At 67.6% G+C, this 18,179-nt stretch carries 14 protein-coding genes and 2 pseudogenes; 6 read left to right on the forward strand and 10 right to left on the reverse strand.

The window, feature by feature from the left end; translation table 11 throughout:
- Positions 1–13: 13 nt before the first annotated feature.
- Positions 14–2,200: pseudogene (locus O3I_RS22335) on the forward strand (molybdopterin-dependent oxidoreductase); the annotation flags it as partial.
- On the opposite strand, the pseudogene O3I_RS43945 reads toward O3I_RS22335, so the two are convergent.
- Positions 2,191–3,246: pseudogene (locus O3I_RS43945) on the reverse strand (molybdopterin-dependent oxidoreductase); the annotation flags it as partial. The pseudogenes O3I_RS22335 and O3I_RS43945 sit on opposite strands and share 10 nt — an antisense overlap.
- A gap of 625 nt (positions 3,247–3,871) precedes the next feature.
- On the opposite strand from O3I_RS43945, the gene O3I_RS22340 reads away from it, so the two are divergent.
- The gene (locus O3I_RS22340; protein ID WP_014985249.1) at positions 3,872–4,330 is read left to right on the forward strand and encodes a hypothetical protein; all 459 of its coding nucleotides are present in this window, start codon (positions 3,872–3,874) and stop codon (positions 4,328–4,330) included.
- Here the strand turns inward: O3I_RS22340 and O3I_RS22345 are convergent.
- The 5 genes from O3I_RS22345 to O3I_RS22365 all read right to left on the reverse strand — a co-directional run bounded on the left by O3I_RS22345 (position 4,309) and on the right by O3I_RS22365 (position 9,521).
- A complete protein-coding gene (locus O3I_RS22345) occupies positions 4,309–5,202 on the reverse strand; it encodes an NAD(P)-dependent oxidoreductase (protein WP_014985250.1) in 894 nt (297 codons plus the stop codon). The genes O3I_RS22340 and O3I_RS22345 overlap by 22 nt on opposite strands.
- A 212-nt stretch (positions 5,203–5,414) precedes the next feature.
- Entirely contained in the window at positions 5,415–6,734 is a 1,320-nt protein-coding gene (locus O3I_RS22350; RefSeq protein ID WP_041562779.1) for an MFS transporter, read from the reverse strand.
- A 102-nt stretch (positions 6,735–6,836) separates the two neighbouring features.
- The gene (locus O3I_RS22355; RefSeq protein ID WP_014985252.1) at positions 6,837–7,595 is read right to left on the reverse strand and encodes an SCO6745 family protein; all 759 of its coding nucleotides are present in this window, start codon (positions 7,593–7,595) and stop codon (positions 6,837–6,839) included.
- 60 nt (positions 7,596–7,655) lie between these two features.
- Complete coding sequence (locus tag O3I_RS22360) at positions 7,656–8,492, reverse strand: NmrA family NAD(P)-binding protein (protein WP_041562780.1); 837 nt, start codon at positions 8,490–8,492, stop codon at positions 7,656–7,658.
- A 36-nt stretch (positions 8,493–8,528) separates the two neighbouring features.
- Positions 8,529–9,521, reverse strand: a complete 993-nt coding sequence (locus O3I_RS22365) for a helix-turn-helix transcriptional regulator (RefSeq protein ID WP_014985254.1) — start codon at positions 9,519–9,521, stop codon at positions 8,529–8,531.
- A gap of 62 nt (positions 9,522–9,583) precedes the next feature.
- On the opposite strand from O3I_RS22365, the gene O3I_RS22370 reads away from it, so the two are divergent.
- Together O3I_RS22370 and O3I_RS22375 are read left to right on the forward strand one after the other, a co-directional pair.
- Entirely contained in the window at positions 9,584–9,937 is a 354-nt protein-coding gene (locus O3I_RS22370; protein ID WP_014985255.1) for a YybH family protein, read from the forward strand.
- 56 nt (positions 9,938–9,993) lie between these two features.
- The gene (locus tag O3I_RS22375) at positions 9,994–10,479 is read left to right on the forward strand and encodes a DUF488 domain-containing protein (RefSeq protein WP_014985256.1); all 486 of its coding nucleotides are present in this window, start codon (positions 9,994–9,996) and stop codon (positions 10,477–10,479) included.
- Here the strand turns inward: O3I_RS22375 and O3I_RS22380 are convergent.
- Complete coding sequence (locus O3I_RS22380) at positions 10,457–11,743, reverse strand: APC family permease (protein ID WP_014985257.1); 1,287 nt, start codon at positions 11,741–11,743, stop codon at positions 10,457–10,459. The two genes, O3I_RS22375 and O3I_RS22380, sit on opposite strands and share 23 nt — an antisense overlap.
- Before the next feature lie 59 nt (positions 11,744–11,802).
- Positions 11,803–13,554: a hypothetical protein gene (locus O3I_RS45590; protein ID WP_014985258.1), complete on the reverse strand. Its 1,752-nt coding sequence runs from the start codon at positions 13,552–13,554 to the stop codon at positions 11,803–11,805.
- A 271-nt stretch (positions 13,555–13,825) separates the two neighbouring features.
- On the opposite strand from O3I_RS45590, the gene O3I_RS22390 reads away from it, so the two are divergent.
- Positions 13,826–14,959, forward strand: coding sequence for a phosphotransferase family protein (locus O3I_RS22390; protein ID WP_041562781.1), 1,134 nt, complete (start codon positions 13,826–13,828; stop codon positions 14,957–14,959).
- Positions 14,960–15,061: 102 nt separating this feature from the next.
- Positions 15,062–16,087, forward strand: coding sequence for a TIGR03857 family LLM class F420-dependent oxidoreductase (locus O3I_RS22395; protein ID WP_014985260.1), 1,026 nt, complete (start codon positions 15,062–15,064; stop codon positions 16,085–16,087).
- Here O3I_RS22395 and O3I_RS22400 read toward each other — a convergent pair.
- Together O3I_RS22400 and O3I_RS42835 are read right to left on the reverse strand one after the other, a co-directional pair.
- Complete coding sequence (locus O3I_RS22400) at positions 16,024–17,577, reverse strand: MFS transporter (RefSeq protein WP_167829161.1); 1,554 nt, start codon at positions 17,575–17,577, stop codon at positions 16,024–16,026. The two genes, O3I_RS22395 and O3I_RS22400, sit on opposite strands and share 64 nt — an antisense overlap.
- Before the next feature lie 173 nt (positions 17,578–17,750).
- Positions 17,751–18,170: a YbaY family lipoprotein gene (locus O3I_RS42835; RefSeq protein WP_014985262.1), complete on the reverse strand. Its 420-nt coding sequence runs from the start codon at positions 18,168–18,170 to the stop codon at positions 17,751–17,753.
- Positions 18,171–18,179: the final 9 nt, after the last annotated feature.

Consider the following 18,179-nt stretch of genomic DNA (forward strand, 5'->3'; position numbering starts at 1 on the left):
CTCCGACACCGCCCCGACCTTGATCACCCTCGACGAGCGGGACGGCGGCTATGTACCCGGCAAGTTCCTCACTGCGGCCGACCTCGCCGCGTCCGGTTCGGTGGCGCAGGGGGTCGCCGAACCGGACGCGGGTGACGAGTTCCGTACGGTGTTGCTGGACGCCGACGCGAATCCGGTGGTGCCCAACGGATCGCTGGGCGACCGGTTCGGCGCGTCCGGCACCGGACGGTGGAACCTCGACCTGGCGGGCGTCGATCCGCTGCTGACGCTGCACGGCCGCACCGATGATGCTGCGGCCGTGCGGTTTCCCCGCTTCGACACCGATGTGCCCGGTGTGCTGACCCGTGGTGTGCCGACGATGGTCGTCGCGGGCAAGCGGGTCACCACCGTGTTCGATCTGCTGCTGGCGCAGTACGGTGTCGCGCGCGACGGTCTGCCAGGGACCTGGCCGACCGGTTACGACGATGCGTCCGAGCCGTATACGCCCGCGTGGCAGGAGGCGGTCACCGGTGTGCCGGCCGTTCAGGCGACCCGGATCGCGCGTGAATTCGCCGACAATGCCGAGCGTTCGGGCGGCCGGTCGATGATCCTGATGGGTGCGGGCACCAATCACTGGTTCCATTCCGATCAGATCTATCGTGCGTTCTTCACGCTGACGCTGCTCACCGGCTGCCAAGGGGCGAACGGCGGCGGCTGGGCGCACTATGTCGGGCAGGAGAAGTGCCGGCCGGTAACCGGTTGGTCCACACTGGCTTTCGGGCTGGACTGGCAGCGCCCGCCGCGCCAGATGCAGGGCACCGTCTTCTGGTATCTCAGCAACAATCAGTGGCGCTATGACCCGTTCACCGCGGAGGCGTTCGCTTCGCCGTTGGGGGAGGGACGTTTCGCGGGGCGCACTGCGGCGGACAATATCGCGTTGGCGAGCCGGCTGGGTTGGATGCCGAGTTATCCGACCTTCGACCGCAATCCGCTGGATCTGGCGGACGAGGCCGAGCGTGCGGGGAAGTCCGCGCCCGAGCATGTCGTGGACGAATTGAGATCCGGTGACCTGCGTTTCGCGTGTGAGGACCCCGATGACCCGGAGAACTTCCCGCGCTGTCTGACGGTGTGGCGTGCGAACCTGCTCGGTTCGTCGGGTAAGGGTAACGAGTACTTCCACAAGCATCTGCTGGGTGCGGATTCGAATTTGCAGACCACCGATGTGACCGGTGTGCGGCCGCAGGAGCTGGTGTGGCGGGAGCAGGCGGCGACGGGGAAGCTGGATCTGCTGTTGTCGCTGGACTTCCGGATGACGAGCACGACATTGTTCTCCGATATCGTGCTGCCCGCGGCGACCTGGTATGAGAAGCACGACCTGTCCTCGACCGACATGCACCCGTTCGTGCACGCCTTCTCCCCGGCGATTTCACCGCCGTGGGAAGCGAAGACCGACTTCGAGGCGTTCCACCGGATCGCGCGCGGCTTCTCGTGGATGGCCGAAAAGCACCTGGGTGTCCGCAAAGACATCGTGGCGGTGCCGTTGCAGCATGATTCGCCGGATGCGATGGCGCAGGCCGGTGGGCGGGTGCTGGACTGGAAAGCCGGTGAGTGCGAGCCGATTCCGGGTCAGACGATGCCCAAACTGGTGCTGGTGGAACGGGACTACCCCAAGATCGCCGAGAAGATGGCCGCGCTGGGGCCGTTGGTCGAGACGCTGGGCCTGACCACCAAGGGGGTGACGACGTATCCGGAGGAGGAGGTGAAATACCTCGCGGGTGTCAACGGCACCGTGGTTTCCGGTGTGGCTCAGGGGCGTCCGTCACTGGCGAAGGACACCCATGCCGCGGAGGCGATTCTGGCGCTGTCGGGCACGACCAATGGGCGGCTCGCGGTGCAGGGTTTCGAGGCGTTGGAGCGTCGTACGGGTACTGAGCTGGCGGATTTGGCTGCGGAGCATGAGGGTAAGCGGATCAGTTTTGCGGATACGCAGGCGCGTCCGGTGCCGGTGATCACCTCGCCGGAGTGGTCGGGGAGTGAGTCGGGTGGGCGGCGGTATTCGCCGTTCACGATCAATGTGGAGCGGTGTAAGCCGTGGCATACGTTGTCGGGGCGGCAGCATTTCTATTTGGATCATGATTGGATGATCGAGTTGGGTGAGCAGTTGCCGGTGTTTAGGCCGCCGTTGGATATGACGGGGTTGTTCTGTGAGCCCAAGAACGGCAGATCGGTGTAGCGCTTGACGTAATCGAGGAACCGGGGCGTCGACCGTTCGACGAAGAACTCGCGCAGCACCACGTGCCCCATCGACATGGCAAGCGCCGCATCGGTTCCCGGCCGCGCCGCCACCCACTCATCGGCGAACTTCGTATTGTCGGCATAGTCGGGCGACACCACCACGACCTTCTGCCCCCGATACCGCGCCTCGGTCATATAGTGCGCATCCGGCGTCCGCGTCACCGGCACATTCGAACCCCACATGATCAGATACCCGGCATCGAACCAATCCGCCGACTCCGGCACATCGGTCTGATCACCGAACACCTGCGGCGACGCCACCGGCAGATCGGCATACCAGTCATAGAACGACAACATCGACCCACCCAGCAACGAGATGAACCGCGCACCAACCGCATGACTGACCATCGACATCGCCGGAATCGGCGAGAAACCCGCCACCCGATCCGGACCGTACCGCTTGATCGTGTAAACATGCGCCGCCGCCGCGATCTCGGCCGCCTCCCACCACTCGGCGCGCACGAAGCCACCCTTGCCACGAGATGACTTGTAGCGCTTCGCTTTCGCGGCGTCCTCGACGATGTCACCCCAGGCCAGCACCGGGTCCTTGAGCCGAGACTTGGCTTCGCGGTACATCTCCAGCAGCACGCCGCGCACATACGGATAGCGGATTCGGGCGGGCGAGTAGGTGTACCAGGAGAACGACGCGCCGCGCGGGCACCCCCGCGGCTCGTACTCCGGCTTGTCCGACCCGACCGAGGGATAGTCGGTCTGCTGCGATTCCCAGGTGATGACACCGTCTTTCACGTAGATCTTCCACGAGCAGGACCCGGTGCAGTTCACGCCGTGGGTCGAGCGCACCACCTTGTCGTGTGACCATCGGTCGCGATAGAACTCGTCGGCCGCGCGTCCGCCGACCTTGTGCAGCGTGCGCTGGTCCGCCGAAATCTCGCCGCGGTGAAAATACTTGCCCAACCGCAGCAGTGCGTCACCGGCGTCGGCGTTTGATCGGTCGGTCGGTCGGTGCGCCACGACGCCCCCTTCGAGCTGTGAAAATCGGGCTGGTGCTCAGACTGTAAGGACCACGGGACCTGCGTCCAAACGGTTCCCTCACACCCCGCCCGGACGGGTTGTGCGGTGTGAGATCACGGCAATCTCCCGGTCACGGCGGGCCGCCCGCGCCCGCCCTCGCACAGCCGTTCGACCTGCACGTGAGCTTGCCGACCGGCCGAAACACCGGGCGGTTCGCCTGTTTCGACGCCGATCATGTGATTGTTCGGAAACAGCGGGTTCTCGGGCGGTTTACATTTGTTAACAGATCATCGATCAGCGGAATCGACGTACTCGCCGGCCTGCCGTCCCGCGATCGAGTCCCGACGGCGCATTCGATCCCTCCCCCATCCGTCGCATACGGACGACCATCCGACACCTTCCCCTGCGTCGACCGGGGCAACCCCGGTGCACCGGATGTCATGCGGACCATCGCAACACAGTTCGGCCCGCCACCGCTACCGAACGCGGACATCGATCTGTCGGCCGAACGGTGGATATCCCCAGGCTCGCGCCGGTGGCATCGTGGTCAGCGCAATCGAAACCAAGCTTCGGTGGAGGAAAAGTGTTGAGCCAGAGTGTGATTCGTCGTCCAGGCCTGCGCGACATGGCTGCGGCCACCGTCATGGCCGCGGCACTGACCGTCGCGGCCTCGGCCGGCGCGTCCGCCGGGCCGGGCACCGGTAGCTCCGGCAGTTCGGACACCGGTAGCGGTAGTGGTAGCGCCGGAAGCGGCAGCGGCCCCGGCACGCCGCAACCGCCCACCCAGCGCTGCAACCAGTCGACCAAATCCGGCGGCGCGGGCGTCACCGACACCATGCACGAACTCGGCCGCGGCGGCCCGCTCTCCTTCGTCCTGGCGTACGAGACCTACGACGTCCCGGACAAGATCGACGTCTTCTACCAGGGCGCGCTGGTGCGCACCACGGGTTATGTGGGCGACCATCTCAATCAAGGCACCGGCTCGATCACCGTCGGCCTGCCCGCGGGCACCGCCACCGCCGTCATGGTCCGCGTCACCGGCCCGAGTGGCACCAAGTGGGACTACACCGTCAGATGCCCCTGATCCGCGCGCAGCAGTTCGATCAGGGCGGTGATGCTCTGCGCGCCCCGGCCGTCGGCCACCGCCCGGCGCAGCAGCTCGTGCATCGGGCCGTGCCAGGACATGTCCACCCCGGACTCCTGGGCGAGCCGCTCGTCGTCGTCGATCGCGGTGTAGAACAACGCGATCGACGACCCGAGCCGGGTGTAGTCCTTGCTGTCGATCTCGTCGGCGACGACCGGCAGGATCGATGCGATCATCGCTAGCCATTTGATCGAATACGGCACCATCGACTGTGCCGGGATACCGCGCCCGGCCAGGATCGCCGCGCCTTCGAAGAAGCCGAGCAGCGCGGGCAGCAGGGTTGCGCCGACCGCGGATTCGAACAGTGCCGCGAGATCCGGCTCGGTGCCGAGATGGACCACCTCCCCGCCCAATACGCGCAGCGTGTCCACGTGCTCGGCGAAGACGGCAGGCGCGCCACCGAAGTACAGCAGGGTGTCGGGCGCGCCGATCGCCGACGGGACATTCTTGATCGCGCCGCCGAGGAAGCGCGCACCCAGCCCGGTCACCCAGTTTGCGAATTCCCTTGCTTCGGAGGGGATTCCGCTGTTGGTCGTGACCAGAACGCGACCGGCCAGCTCGGCTTCGGCTGCCGCCAGCGCCGCCCTGGTCGCCTCGAACGTGGTCATCGCGGAGATGATCAGCGGGCTCGCCGCCACGGCGTCGGCCACAGCCAGGTGTTGCCGCGCGCCGGCGGCCACGAGCGGCGCCGCCCGCTCCGGGCTCCGGTTCCACACGGTGGTCGGGTGTTTCGCCGCGACGAACGCCGCGGCCACCGCGGAACCCATGGACCCGGTGCCGAGCACCGTCACCGGCGTTTTCTGTTCCGTCATTGCGGCTCCGATCGCGTTGTCTACCAGGCAGGCACACGGCCTCGTGCTCCGCCAGTGTCGAGGCAGGCGACAAGCGCGGACAAGTACGCACTTTCCCCGGGAGTTGCGCACGTCCAGGTAAGTAGCCAGCTCAGCGCCGCAAGGTCGGTGCCGCACAGCCGAAGACCACACCCGAACAAGTCAGGTGTGGCCTCCATCGGCATTCGCCGTGGCTACAGCGCTTGGCCCTTGGTTTCCACCAACGCCTTGGCACAGCAGAAACTCAAGACGGCCAGACCCGCCAGCATGACTCCGATCGCGTTGCTGCCGTATGCCGACGAGAGCGGCGTGGCCACCAGGGGCGGAATCGCACCGCCGAGCACCCCGGCCAGGTTGTAGCCGAGACCCGCGCCGGTGTAGCGGTAGCGGGTCCGGAACATCTCCGGCAGCAATGCACCGCACGGCCCGTACGCGATACCGAAGATGGCCAGCGTGGTCAGCACACTGAGCACGAAGGCGGGCCGAGATCCACTGTCCAGCAGGGGAAAAAGCACCAGCGACCAGACGATCGCCAACGCGGAGGACACCATGATGACCCGGCGGCGGCCCAGCCGGTCGGAATAGATGGCCGAAAGCACGGTCGCCGCACCGAATATCACCGCCGCCCCGATGCCGACGGTCAGCACGAACGGGCGGCTGAACCCCAGCGTCTTGGTGCCGTAGCTGGTGAGGAAGGCGGTGCCCATGTAGAAGAAGGCGAACAACGTGGCCAAAGCGCCTGCGGACAGCAGGATTTCCCTGGTCTGCTGCCGCCAGGCCTCCAGGAAGGGCAGCCGCGCCTGCCCGGTGTCGAGCGCGCGCTCGTTCGCGGTCGCACGGAAGACCGGAGTCTCCTCGATCACCAGCCGCACATACAGCCCGACGCCGACCAGAACGATCGAGAACACGAACGGGATGCGCCAGCCCCAGGTGAGGAAGGCATCGTCGGTGTCGCCGAGAAAGGTGCCGGTGATGAGAAAAGTGCTGCTGGACAACGCGAATGCGAACGCGGGACCGATCTGCGGGAACATCGCGTAGAGACCGCGTTTGCCCGGCGGCGCGTATTCGGCGGTGAGCAGGGTCGCGCCCGCCCATTCGCCGCCGACGGCGAAACCCTGACCGAAGCGCAGCAGCACCAGGATCAGCGGTGCCGCGACGCCGATGGTCGCCGCGCCGGGCAGCAGGCCGATCAGCAGCGTGGAGATGCCCATCAGCAACAGCGTGGAGACGAGGGTCTTCTTACGGCCGATGCGGTCGCCGAAATGACCGAAGATCATGGCGCCCACCGGGCGTGCGATGAACGCCACGGCGAACGTCGCGAACGAGGCGACCGTGCCCGCCGTCGACCCGAGCGCCGGGAAGAAGACCTTCGGAAAGACGAGCGCCGCCGCGGTCCCGTAGATGAAGAAATCGTAGAATTCGATGGTGGTGCCGATACAGCTCGCGACGGCCACCCGGCGCATGCTCGTGCCGGTCGTCGTCATCGTTGCCTGTTGTGGCGACAGTCTTTTCATGCGGTCCTCATTTCATCCCCTGCGCCGCCAGTCCAGGCGCGGGGTGAGAGGACCATAGTGATGTGGGTCACTCGGCGGTAACCCCCGAACGGGGGTAGGGACCTACCGTCGAGCAGACGATTCGCGGGTGAACGCGGCGCGGTGCGCGTCGGTCAGCAGCGCCCCGAGCTCCTGCTGCTCGGATTCGTCGAGTACCTCGAAGCACGGCTGAATCAGCTTGTCGGTCAAGGCTTCCGCGGCTTCCCAGCGCTCGCGCTGCTCCGGCGTCGGTGTCGCGAACGGTTCGGGCCAGCCGAGCAGGCGAGCCTGATCACCACCGTCGAGCATCGGTGACCCGGAGACGAGAATCGCCTCCAGCGGCGTCAGCCCGCACGCCGTCACCGCGAGGAAGTGCAGCCCACCCCGCAGTTCGCGCACCACGTGCAACAGCAGCGTGGCCCGGCCGAGCCCATCCGCGGGTAGCGGCATCGCCCGCCAGCCCGCGAACAACGACAGCCCGGCCGGCGACGCCGCGGCGGCCACCCGCTCCAGCAGTTCCGCCAGCCGGTCCGCGGCTTCGAACGAGGCGAGTTTGCGGCGACCGAAATCCTGGCAGGCAGCCGAATACGCCTGTGCCGCTTCGGCAGCGGCGATCGGCGTCGACTCCCAGGCCGACCGGACGCGCTCCGGCGCGAAGAAGCCGAAGCCCGCGGCGACCACGTCCGCGTCCACCTCGCCGAGCACACCGCCGCGGCCCCGGGTGTACGGGCCGTGGAACCCGCTCACCCCGATGGCACTGCCGAATTCCTTGACTTCCCGGGAAAGCATGAACGCCCCACCCAGCTCTGAGATCTGCTTCTTCACCACAGCCGCCGTCATCATGTGCGAAATACTATACGTACGGCCGTACGCCTTACAAGGCCGGCGCCGCATCGCTTCCGCTCACGACACCGCGGCACCATCGATCCGCACAGACCGGAAGCGCTCCGCGTGCTCGTCCACCCACTGCGCGAAAGTCCTTGCCGGACGGCCGGTTACCTGGGCGACGGTCTCGACGACGGTGGTCGCGGCCGCGTCCGGCGCCGCGTACCAGCCGATCACGTATTCGGCATCGGCGCGAGACACCCCGGTAGCCGTCAGCCTGTTGATGGCTTGCTCGTGACCGATCCGCACAAAGCCGATATCGCGCCCGATCGCCCGGGACAGGATCGCGATACGCTGTTGCGGCGTCAGCGATTCGGGCCCGGTGAGGTTGTAGGCGCGCCCCGCGTGGCCGTCCTCGAGCAGCGCCACCGCGGCTACCGCGGCGATATCCGCCTCGTGCACCAGCGCACTGGGAGAATCGTACGGTTCGCGCACGACGCCTTCATCGACCACCGAGTCCCGCCACGTCAACGTATTCGACATGAACTCCTGAGGTTCCAGCCGGGTCCATGCCACACCCGAGTCCGCGACAGCCTGCTCGACGGGCCCCACCGCGCCGCCCCACACCACGGTGATCCGCCGCACCCCCGCCGCCACTGCCTTGCGTACGAGTTCCGGACCGACTTCGGCCAGACCGGCCGTCACCGTGATGTGCAAGCGCTCGATGCCCGCCAAGGCGGCATCGAGCGTCTCAGGGGCCGTGTGCGTGCCCGCCACCACCTCCACCGCCGACGAGAACATGTGCGCCGCAGCGGGATTACGCGACAAGGCTCGGACGCGCTCCCCGCGGCGCACCAGCTCTGCCACCACATGCCTGCCGGTATTTCCGGTTGCGCCGGTTACCAGTGTTGCCATTGTCGAACTCCTATCGTCGCAATCGACGCTAAAAGCTCAACCAGTGTCGAGGTCAAGTGGTGGGCCTTCGTAGTGGACGGCCAGTTCGGCGGCTCGATCGTGCAGGACAGTCCGCAGCCACTGCGGGGCAAGGACTTCCGCGTTCGCGGCCAATTGCCAGAGCGCCCATTCGGCGTGTCTCGCGTCCTGAAAGGTCACCTCCAGCCGCGACCAGCCGTCCGCGTCCGTTGCCTCGGCGCGCACGGCCAGCACGGTGCCGACCAACTCCGCGCGTCGCGACGGGTGCACCCGGGCGTGCACCGCCACCTGGTCGCCGCCGGTGCGAAACCGCGTGCCGCGTTCCTGCCAGGCCCGATCCAGATCGACCCGGTCCGGTCGCTGCGCGGGTTCCGGCAGTTCCTCGGCGGCCGAAATACGCGACAGGCGGTAGGTGCGGTCCGCGCCGGACCGTGTGGCCAGCAAGTAGGCCTGATCGCGCACGGTGACCAAGCCGATGGGGTCCACCGTGCGCCAGGCCGGCTCCTGATCCACCGCCGCGTAGTGGATACGCAACTTGTGCCCGGCCAGCACCGCGCGCCGGACCTCGCGCGCCACCGCGTCGGGCACCGCCTCGGGGACCGTGCGCCGCGACAGCAGATCGGTGCCCGGATCGATCAGCAATCGTTCGGCCGCGCCTGCCGCGGTCACCCGATAGCTCTCGGGCAGCGCGTCGACCACCTTGCGCATCGCCGAGGCGAGCGCCGAGCCTAGCCCGAAAGCCTCCGCGCCCGGCCGTGATCCGGCCACCAGCAGCGCCAGTGCCTCGTCGTGGTTCAGGCCCGTCAGCTCGGTCTGGAAGCCCGGCAGTAAGGCGAACCCGCCGTGCCTGCCGCGCTCGGCGTATACGGGCACGCCTGCCGCGGACAGCGCCTCGATATCGCGCAGCACGGTCCGGGTGGAGACCTCCAGTTCGCGGGCGAGCGCGGTCGCCGACAGCCTGCCATGGCGGCGCAGCAGCAGCACCAGGGAGACCAGCCGATCGGCACGCATAGAAAAACCTTCGCAGAAATACGCGACACAAGATGTCGTGATTTGCTGCGAGTGTAGTAGGTATGACGAACAACAAAGTGGCCACCGAGCCCAACGACCTGGGCAACTACTTCATCGAGCGCGCCAACGCGGGCGATGTCGACGGACTGGTGGCGCTGTACGAAGCGAACGCGGTGCTGGAGTTCCCGCCGGGCCACTTCGCGACCGGACACGCGGAGATCCGCAAGGTCTACGAGCAGTTCGTGGCCGCCGCGCCGGTACTCGTCCCGGGCAGGCAGCACCCGGCCCTGGTGAGCGGCGACCTGGCCCTGACGACGACCACTCTGACCACCGGCGAGATCGCCGCCGAGGTCGCCCGCCGCCAGCCGGACGGGTCCTGGTTGTGGGCCGTGGACCAGCCGACACTGCTCCCGTAAGCACCACGGCGGTGGGCCGGATCGACCGTGCCCACCGCCACCGTCGAAAGGCTGCGATGAAACCTATTGCGACGATCGGCGTCTATGGCGGCACCGTCGAGACCTTCCTCGCGGCGCTCACCGCGGCGGGCGTCGGACTGCTGCTCGACCTGCGCCAGCGCCGCGGTGTCCGCGGGCCGGAGTACGCCTGGGCGAACTCGGCCCGCCTCCAGCACGCGCTCGCCGCGACGGGCATCGAGTATCGCCATGTGAAAGGGCTGGCACCGACGACCGAACTACGCGAACTCCAGTACCGCGCCGACGATCTCGCAGGCGTCGGCAAGCGTAGCCGGGTCACCTTGGCCGGTGCGTACGCCGAGCGCTACACCCGGGAGATCCTCGACCCGTTCGACCTCACCACCCTCGTGCAAGACCTCCCGAGCGACCGCGCGACCGCCCTGTTCTGCGTCGAACGCGATCCGCAGGCCTGCCATCGCGCACTCGTGGCCGCCCGCCTGCACTCCGATCACCGACTCCCGATCACCCACCTCTACCCCGATTGAGCCACCTGTTCCGCAGTACACGTACGACGTACAGGACTGCACCCGCGGCGATGACGCCCGCCCCGGCGACGATGGACCCGACCGGCAAGGTGAACGCCAGGACCAGACAGCCGAGCAACCCCGCCGCGGGAATCACTCGGGGCGGCCGGTTTTCGTCGCGGGACAGGGTCCAGGCCGACACATTCGCGATGGCGTAGTAGACCAGCACGCCGAACGAAGAGAACCCGATCACGGCGCGCAGATCGGTGGTGGCGGCGGTGACCGCGACGAGCACGCCGACCACCACCTCGGCGCGGTGCGGGACCCTGAATCGCGGATGCACGGCGGCGAGTCCGTGCGGCAGGTGGCGATCGCGGGCCATGGCCAAGGTGGTGCGGGAGACGCCGAGGATCAGCGCCAACAGCGCACCCAAGGCGGCGACGGCGGCGCCCGCGCGTACCACCGGTTCCAGCCACTCCGCGCCGGCGACCTGCACCAGCGCGACGAGCGGTGCCGCTGCCGTCGCCAACCGATCGGGCCCGAGCACGCCCAGCGCGGCCACCGCCACCGACGTGTACACGGCGAATGTGCCGCCGAGGGCCAGCGGTATCGCGCGCGGAATCGTCCGGGCCGGGTCACGGACCTCCTCACCGAGTGTGGCGATGCGCGCGTACCCGGCGAAGGCGAAGAACAGCAGACCGGCCGCTTGCAGCACACCCGTAGCCGTCAGCGCACCGCCGAACTGCATTCGCTGCCAATCTATTCGGTTCGAACCGACAGCGGTGACGACCACCACCGCGAGCACGAGCAGCACCACGACCACGATGACCCGGGTCAGCCACGCCGATTTCTGCACGCCGCGATAATTGACCGCGGTCAGCGTCGCCACCGCGCCGACCGCGACCGCATGGGCGTGCGCCGGCCACAGGTAGATTCCGGCAGTCAATGCCATCGCCGCACAGGATGCAGACTTGCCCACCACGAAACTCCAGCCCGCCAGGTAGCCCCAGAACGGCCCCAACCGCTCCCGCCCGTACACATACGTGCCCCCGGAAGCCGGATACCGAACAGCCAGCCGCGCCGAAGAAATCGCGTTACAGAAGGCGACCACCGCCGCGATCCCGAGCCCGATCAGCATCCCCGCGCCCCCGGCCTGCGCCGCCGGGCCCAACGCGGCGAAGATGCCCGCGCCGATCATCGCCCCGAGCCCGATCATCACGGCGTCGCCGACGCCCAGCCGCCGCGACAGCGCCGCATTCGCCCGGGCCGAGCCGCTTTCGTCCATCGCAACTCCCCGAGGTAGCGCTGTGATTGCCGCCTATACTAGGACGCGGACGCTGCGCCCTAGCGGTAGTAGACCTCGAGTTCTGCGATCGAGGTGAAATAGGCGCTGCCGCCTGGTTTTCCGATGATGCGGATGCCGTCGCCGGAGGTGGTGGCGAAGTTGAAGGTGTAGGTGGTGAAGGCGCCGGTCGACGCGGTGTACGGGTAGCGGGGCTCGATCTTGGTGTTCTGGACGTCGATCCAGCGGAAGTCCTGGCGCACCTGCACGCGCAGGTGCGCGGCGAACCAGCCGCCGTCGTCGAACATTTCTCCGGTCGTGTAGACCACCTGGTTCACCAGGTAAGGCTTGGACCAGGTGAAACCCCAGAAGTCAAGGTCCTTGTTCTCCTGGTCGAAACTGTTCTCGCTCTTGGTGAAATCACCGTCGTTGTAGTACTCGGTGTGGCCGTAGTGGGCGGATTTCTCGATGGGCGTGACCGCGGCGCCGGTGTAGGCCAGGTTGTCGCGCGGGTCGGGCTGGTTCGCCGGCGCCTGTGCGCTGTACGGCAGCAACGTCATCTTGCGGAGGTTGAAGCTGTAGGCGGTATCGCCGCCCGCGCTGCCCACCCACCAGTTCGACTGCACCCACATCGACGTCCCGTCGGCGGCGATGAACTTCGACGGGATGGTGGTGGCATAACCGCCGTTCTTCGGACCGGGGCACCCCGGCCCCCGGCCGAACCACGGATAGCCGCCGAAGTCCTTGGTGAGGAACAGTTTCCAAGGGCCCCACGGCGTGGGCGCCTCGTAGAACTCGTAGGTGTACTCGGTCCACGAGGTGTACAGATACCGTTTCAACGGTTTGACGTACACCACCCCGCCCTGCGAGATCACCGACAGGTTGTGCGGCCACTCCCGGTAGTTGCGCAGCGTCGGATACTGCCGCCGGGTGTCGCGCAGCACCGCACGCCGGTCGGTCAGCTGTTTGCTCCACCGTGGTGTTTCACCGTCGAGCCCGGCGAAGAATTCCCACCGGTTGCGTTGCTCGACCGCCTCTTTGGGCGCACGCGCGAGATACAGGTCGAACGGGTCGGCCACCGTCGCGGTGAACGATCCGCGCCAATTGCCGTCCAGGCCGTACGCATAGACGTAGCGGGCCGCGTCCGCACCCAATGCCGTTGCGGCATCGCCGGAGTCGCGCCCGAAGTCGAGGAAGAAGACGGTGGTGAAGACCCCGCCGGTGAACATCGGCTGCTGGGTCTTGTGCCAGGTCCGCCCGTGATCGTCCGACCACGAGACACTGGCGTCCGGCGCATCGTTGAAGGCGATATCTCCCGGACCCAGCCGCAGATCCTGAATCGCCAGATACAGCCGCCCGTCCACGCAGACGATCCCGGTCGGCTTCCGGTTGTAGTGCGCAGGATCGCCCCAGATCGCGCCGACCTCGTCGGCGACCGCCAGCACCTCACCGGTGAACCCGTTCTTGGGATCTCCGCTGATCCGGTTGACCACGATGTCGTGCCGCGGCCCGTCCGCGAACCCGCTGCCGTCACCGTTGACCGAATAGAGGTTGTCGTCGTCGGCCCAGCAGGTCACCCACAGGTCGCCGTCGCTTTCGCTGTCGACCTCCAGGGCATTGCCCACCATGGCCGTCGCGAAGAAGGTGCTCAGCTCAGCACTGGAAACAGCACGCGCATCGGGCTTTTCCTCGCGATCACCGGACTGCGCGGGCGAGCGCGACCCGGCGGTTCCGGCGACTCCTGATCCAGCGGCCAGCACACCCGCAGCCCCGGCGGCGCCGACCATGAACCGGCGCCTGCCGATACCGCTCACCCCCGACCCCCTCGGCCACCGACCGAGCACTCCACCGAACCGCCCCTCGGGCAGGCACTTTCGACCCGGCGGGCCGACACGCTGACAACGCTGTTCACGCAGACCATCTTTCGAGCAGAACCAATCCCGGCCCCGACACTAGCCGTTCACCCCCACCACCGGCACGGCGAGCTGTCCACACCCGCTCCCGCTCATCGAGAACACCTGTTGACACCCCGAAACGGCGCGACCGATGGTTACCGCAGCTGCGCAATCTTGTCAGGAGTGGTCGATGTCTTCATCCCAGCCCGAATCGGGCATGCGGCTGCAACGCAGCAGCCGCGACACCAGCGCGCTGATCCCGCGTCTCACCGACTGGCTGGCCACCCAACTGCCCGAGGCGGCCGGGCCGCGACTCACCCTGCGTTCGGGCATCGACAGCAACGGCATGTCGGCGGAAACCCTGGTGCTCAACGCGACCTGGGCCGAAGCCGGTACCCCGCGTTCCGTCGACTTGATCGGCCGGATGGTGCCCACCCCGGGTGATTTCCCCATCCTGGAGCACTACGACCTGCAAGCTCAGTTCGACGCCATGCGCCTCGTCGCCGAGACGAGCGACGTGCCGGTGCCGCGGGTGCGCTTCATCGAGCCGACCGGCGCGGTCCTGGGCACACCCTTCCTGCTGATGGATCGCGTGGACGGCGTGGTGCCGCCCGACGTCATGCCGTATACCTTCGGTGACAACTGGCTGTTCGACGCGAGCCCTGAACAGCAACACAGACTGCAGCACAGCACGATCGAGGCGATCGCCGCGCTGCACGCTATTCCCGACGCGCGCACCGTCTTCGGCTTCCTCACCCCTGCGCATCCGGGCACGAGCGCGCTCGAACGCACCTTGAACCGCGCTCGCGCGTGGTACGAGTTCGCGGCGCGCGATACCGGTCCGTCGCCGCTGGTCGAGCGAATCCTGATGTGGCTCACCGCGAATCTGCCCGAGACCACGTCCGGCGACGACGTGCTGTCCTGGGGCGACGCGCGCATCGGCAACTGCCTGTACCGGGACTTCGTGCCCGCCGCGGTGCTCGACTGGGAACTGGCCACGATCGGCCCCCGCGAACTCGACGTGGCCTGGCTCGTGTTCGCGCACCGTGTCTTTCAGACGATCGCGCAGACTTTCGGGCTCCCCGGCATGCCGGGCTTGCTCCGCGAAGCCGACGTCGTGGCGACCTACGCCGAGTGCGCGGGCCGGCCGCTCGGCGATCTCACCTGGTACACGCTGTTCGCCGCGCTCAACTACTGCGTCGTCTTTCTGCGCTCGGGCGGTCGGCAGATCCATTTCGGCGAGATGGCGCGGCCCGACGACATCGAATCGCTGTTGCATCATCGCTCGCTGGTCGAAGAACTGCTCGCCGAACTCGGCGCCTGAGCACCGGCCACACGACAATCCTTGTGGGGAGCGCACTCTCGTGATCGAACAACTCAATGAACTGGCGTACTACTGCATCACCCGGCATCCCGCCGATGCCGGGTGCTGTTCCCGGAAGCCCGCGCGGCCGAGGAATTGGGGCTGGGCTCGTGCATGATCGGTGAACGGATGACGGTCAAGGACTCCGCGGTGCTCTCGGGCGGGCTCGCCGGGTGCACCACCGATCTGGGGATCGCGGCGGCGGCCACGAATCACCACACCCGGCATCCGATGGTCACCGCCACCATCGGTTCCACCATGCAGGCCCTCACCGAGGGCCGATACGCCATGGCCTTCGGCCGCGGCATGGCGGCGAACTGGAAAGCGATCGGCCTGCCCGCGGTCACCGAGGCCCAACTGCGGGACTTCGTCGCCCTGCTGCGCCGGCTCTGGGCCGGCGAGACCATCATCGGGCACGACGGGCCCGCCGGGACCTGGCCCGTCCTGTATCACCAGAACGGCCTCGACGAGGCTCCGCCGATCGGCTTCGTCGCCGTCGGCCCGAAGACGCTCGAACTCGCCGGCGAGATCGGAGATTTCGTGGTGCTGCACACCTTCTTCTCCGACGAGGCCACCACCAAATCCGTTGCGGCGGTGCGCCGTGGCGCGGAACGGGCGGGCAAGGACCCGGACAGCGTCCGGATCTGGTCGTGTCTGGCGACGGCGAGCGACGCGCTCTCCCCGGCGGACCAATTGCGCAGGCGGACCGGCCGTTTGGTGACCTACCTGCAGGCCTACGCCGATGTGCTCATCACCGCCAACGGCTGGGATCCGCAGGTCTGGGAGCGCATCCGCGGCACCCAGCTCTACCTCGACGCCGCGGCGGCGGGCCCGATCGACGCGTCCGCCTCGGTCGACGTTCTCGAACAGTTCGATGCCCTCATCCCGGACGAGTGGCTCGCCTCGGCCGCATACGGCTCCCCCGAGCAGTGCGTACAGAAGATCTCGCGCGAATTCGACCTGGGCTGTCACTCGGTGATCATGCACGGCGCCGCCCCGCACGAACTGGCCTCGGTCCTCACCGCCTACCGTGCCACCCGCCCCTCCCTGCGCCGGGCAGTCGCGGCGAATCCGGGCAAGTTCGCGTGACCGGTCCGGTAACCGGCGCGTGAAATGAGGCCCAGCACAAGCACTACCACGATGCCGCCGCCCGCCAGCGCGGCCGAGGTGGCCAGGATCGCACCGATACCGGCCGCGCTGGCCGTGTGCCCCGCCGCGACGAGCTGGTCGGCCAACGCGGGCGGCACGCTCGGCGTCGCGGCCGCTCCCTCCACCGATCCGCCCGCCGCGAGTACGTCGACGGCACCGCGGGCAAGCTGGTCCGGAATCTGCGGGAAGGCGCGCAGAGCGTCCTCGGCGCTCGACCGCACCGTCGATCCGAACACCGCCCCGAGGGTCGCGACCCCGAGCGCTGTCCCGAGTTGCCGCGCCGTCGAGGCGACACCGCTGGTCATCCCCGGCCGCACGTTGGCGGCAACCCGCAGTGCCGCCTCCGAGGTGGTCGGGACGATGATCCCGAGCGCGATACCGGAACAGATCAACACCGGAACGAACTGAGTCCAATCGCCTTCCGCCGAGACGTGCACGGCCGACCAGGCACCGCCCAGAATCGCGGCCAGCCCGAGCAGGTACCACACCGCATCCGGCAGGAATCGTTGCGCGGCCGACACAATCGGCGCGGTGATCAACGCGGTCACCGACATCGGAACGAGCGCCAAGCCGGTGTGGATGGCCGACATGTGCAAAGTATTGACGAAGTACAGCGCCAGATAGTTGCCTGCCGCGGTCACCGTGGCGAAAGCGATCAGCCCGGGGACACAGATCGCGGCGAAGTCCGGCCGTGCCACCAGGCGCAGATCGACCATCGGGTCGGCCGCCCGTAATTCGGCGCCGACGAACAGCAGCGCAGCCACCACCGTGACGACGAAGAGCGCAACCGTCTTGGTGTCGGACCACCCCCACCCGTTGCCGTTCACCAGTGCCAGGACGACCGCGAGCAACGCCACGGTCGCCAGTACCGTACCCGCGATGTCCAACGAAAACTCTTGTGCGTCTTTGCTGTTCGGTATCCGCGCGGCCAGGACGAGGGCGATCGCCCCGATCGGCAGGTTGATCAGGAAGATCCAGCGCCAGTCCAGATACTCGACCAGCACGCCACCGACCACCGGACCCGACGCCGTCGCCAATCCCATGACGGCGCCATAGACGCCGATCGCCTTGGCCCGTCCGGCGGCCGCGGGGAAGGCCGCCGATATCAACGGCAAGGCGAGTCCCATCATCGCGGCGGCACCACACCCTTGCACCGCCCGCAATACGTTGAGCGCCACTATGTTCGGTGCGAACGCACAGGCCACCGACGCGGCGGTGAACACGCCGAGGCCGGCCACGAAGAAGGCCTTGCGACCGTAGCGATCGCCGGCGACCGCGATCGTCAGCAGCAGCACGGCGATCGGCACCGTATAGGCGTCGACGATCCATTGCAGCGCAGACAGATCGGCCCGATACTCCCGCTGGATGTCGGGTAGCGCGACGGCGACGATCGTGACATCGAGCAACAGCATGAACAAGGCGATACACACCGTCGCCAGCGTGACCGCCGGTGCACCACCCCGGTCGGCGCGCGTTCGAGCTTCGGATAAGTGGAGACCGTTCACGAGCTTTCCCTCCGACACCGCGATGTGGACAATGGCCACACTAGTGGCCACTGTCCACATTCACAAGGTCGGGCCGAGGCTCACCCGGCGGAGCGCCGCTACGGAATGGCTTTCAGGGTCAGCTGCTGGAACGGCACCACCCCGTCGGTGGGCACCGTATGGCGCGTATCGGTGATCCACCGCAGCTTCCCGTCCACATAGACATCCGCCGATACCGCGACCGTCCGGCGTGAATCGACACGACCCGCCCGCAACTCGAAACGAGCAGGCTCGGTCACCGCCAGCCCGGCGCGGGCCAGCTCGATTGCGGGCGCGTCCGCCAACGAGACATCCACCAACCGGACCGTGATCACCGAGCCCGCCGGCGGCGGCCCGCCCGGAAAGTTCAGCTCGCCGGCAACCACCAGCGGTTCCGTCGAATCCGCTTGTGCGGCAGTGTTTGTCAGTGCATAACAGACCGCACCGGCCATGATCAGCACCGCCACGGCTCCCGCGATCCATCGCGTCTTCTCGGTCATACTCCCGAC

Origin of the sequence: Nocardia brasiliensis ATCC 700358 (genome assembly GCF_000250675.2) — a bacterium.
In the GTDB taxonomy this organism is placed as follows: Bacteria; Actinomycetota; Actinomycetes; order Mycobacteriales; family Mycobacteriaceae; genus Nocardia; species Nocardia brasiliensis_B.

Coding starts and splice junctions, on each gene's coding strand:
- O3I_RS22355 (WP_014985252.1), bottom strand. CDS start 7,595: ATGATGACGGCGGCTGTGGTGAAGAAGCAGATCTCAGAGCTGGGTGGG.
- O3I_RS22390 (WP_041562781.1), top strand. CDS start 13,826: ATGTCTTCATCCCAGCCCGAATCGGGCATGCGGCTGCAACGCAGCAGC.
- O3I_RS42835 (WP_014985262.1), bottom strand. CDS start 18,170: ATGACCGAGAAGACGCGATGGATCGCGGGAGCCGTGGCGGTGCTGATC.
- O3I_RS22370 (WP_014985255.1), top strand. CDS start 9,584: ATGACGAACAACAAAGTGGCCACCGAGCCCAACGACCTGGGCAACTAC.
- O3I_RS22380 (WP_014985257.1), bottom strand. CDS start 11,743: ATGGACGAAAGCGGCTCGGCCCGGGCGAATGCGGCGCTGTCGCGGCGG.
- O3I_RS22350 (WP_041562779.1), bottom strand. CDS start 6,734: ATGAAAAGACTGTCGCCACAACAGGCAACGATGACGACGACCGGCACG.
- O3I_RS22365 (WP_014985254.1), bottom strand. CDS start 9,521: ATGCGTGCCGATCGGCTGGTCTCCCTGGTGCTGCTGCTGCGCCGCCAT.
- O3I_RS22375 (WP_014985256.1), top strand. CDS start 9,994: ATGAAACCTATTGCGACGATCGGCGTCTATGGCGGCACCGTCGAGACC.
- O3I_RS22345 (WP_014985250.1), bottom strand. CDS start 5,202: ATGACGGAACAGAAAACGCCGGTGACGGTGCTCGGCACCGGGTCCATG.
- O3I_RS22360 (WP_041562780.1), bottom strand. CDS start 8,492: ATGGCAACACTGGTAACCGGCGCAACCGGAAATACCGGCAGGCATGTG.
- O3I_RS22340 (WP_014985249.1), top strand. CDS start 3,872: ATGGCTGCGGCCACCGTCATGGCCGCGGCACTGACCGTCGCGGCCTCG.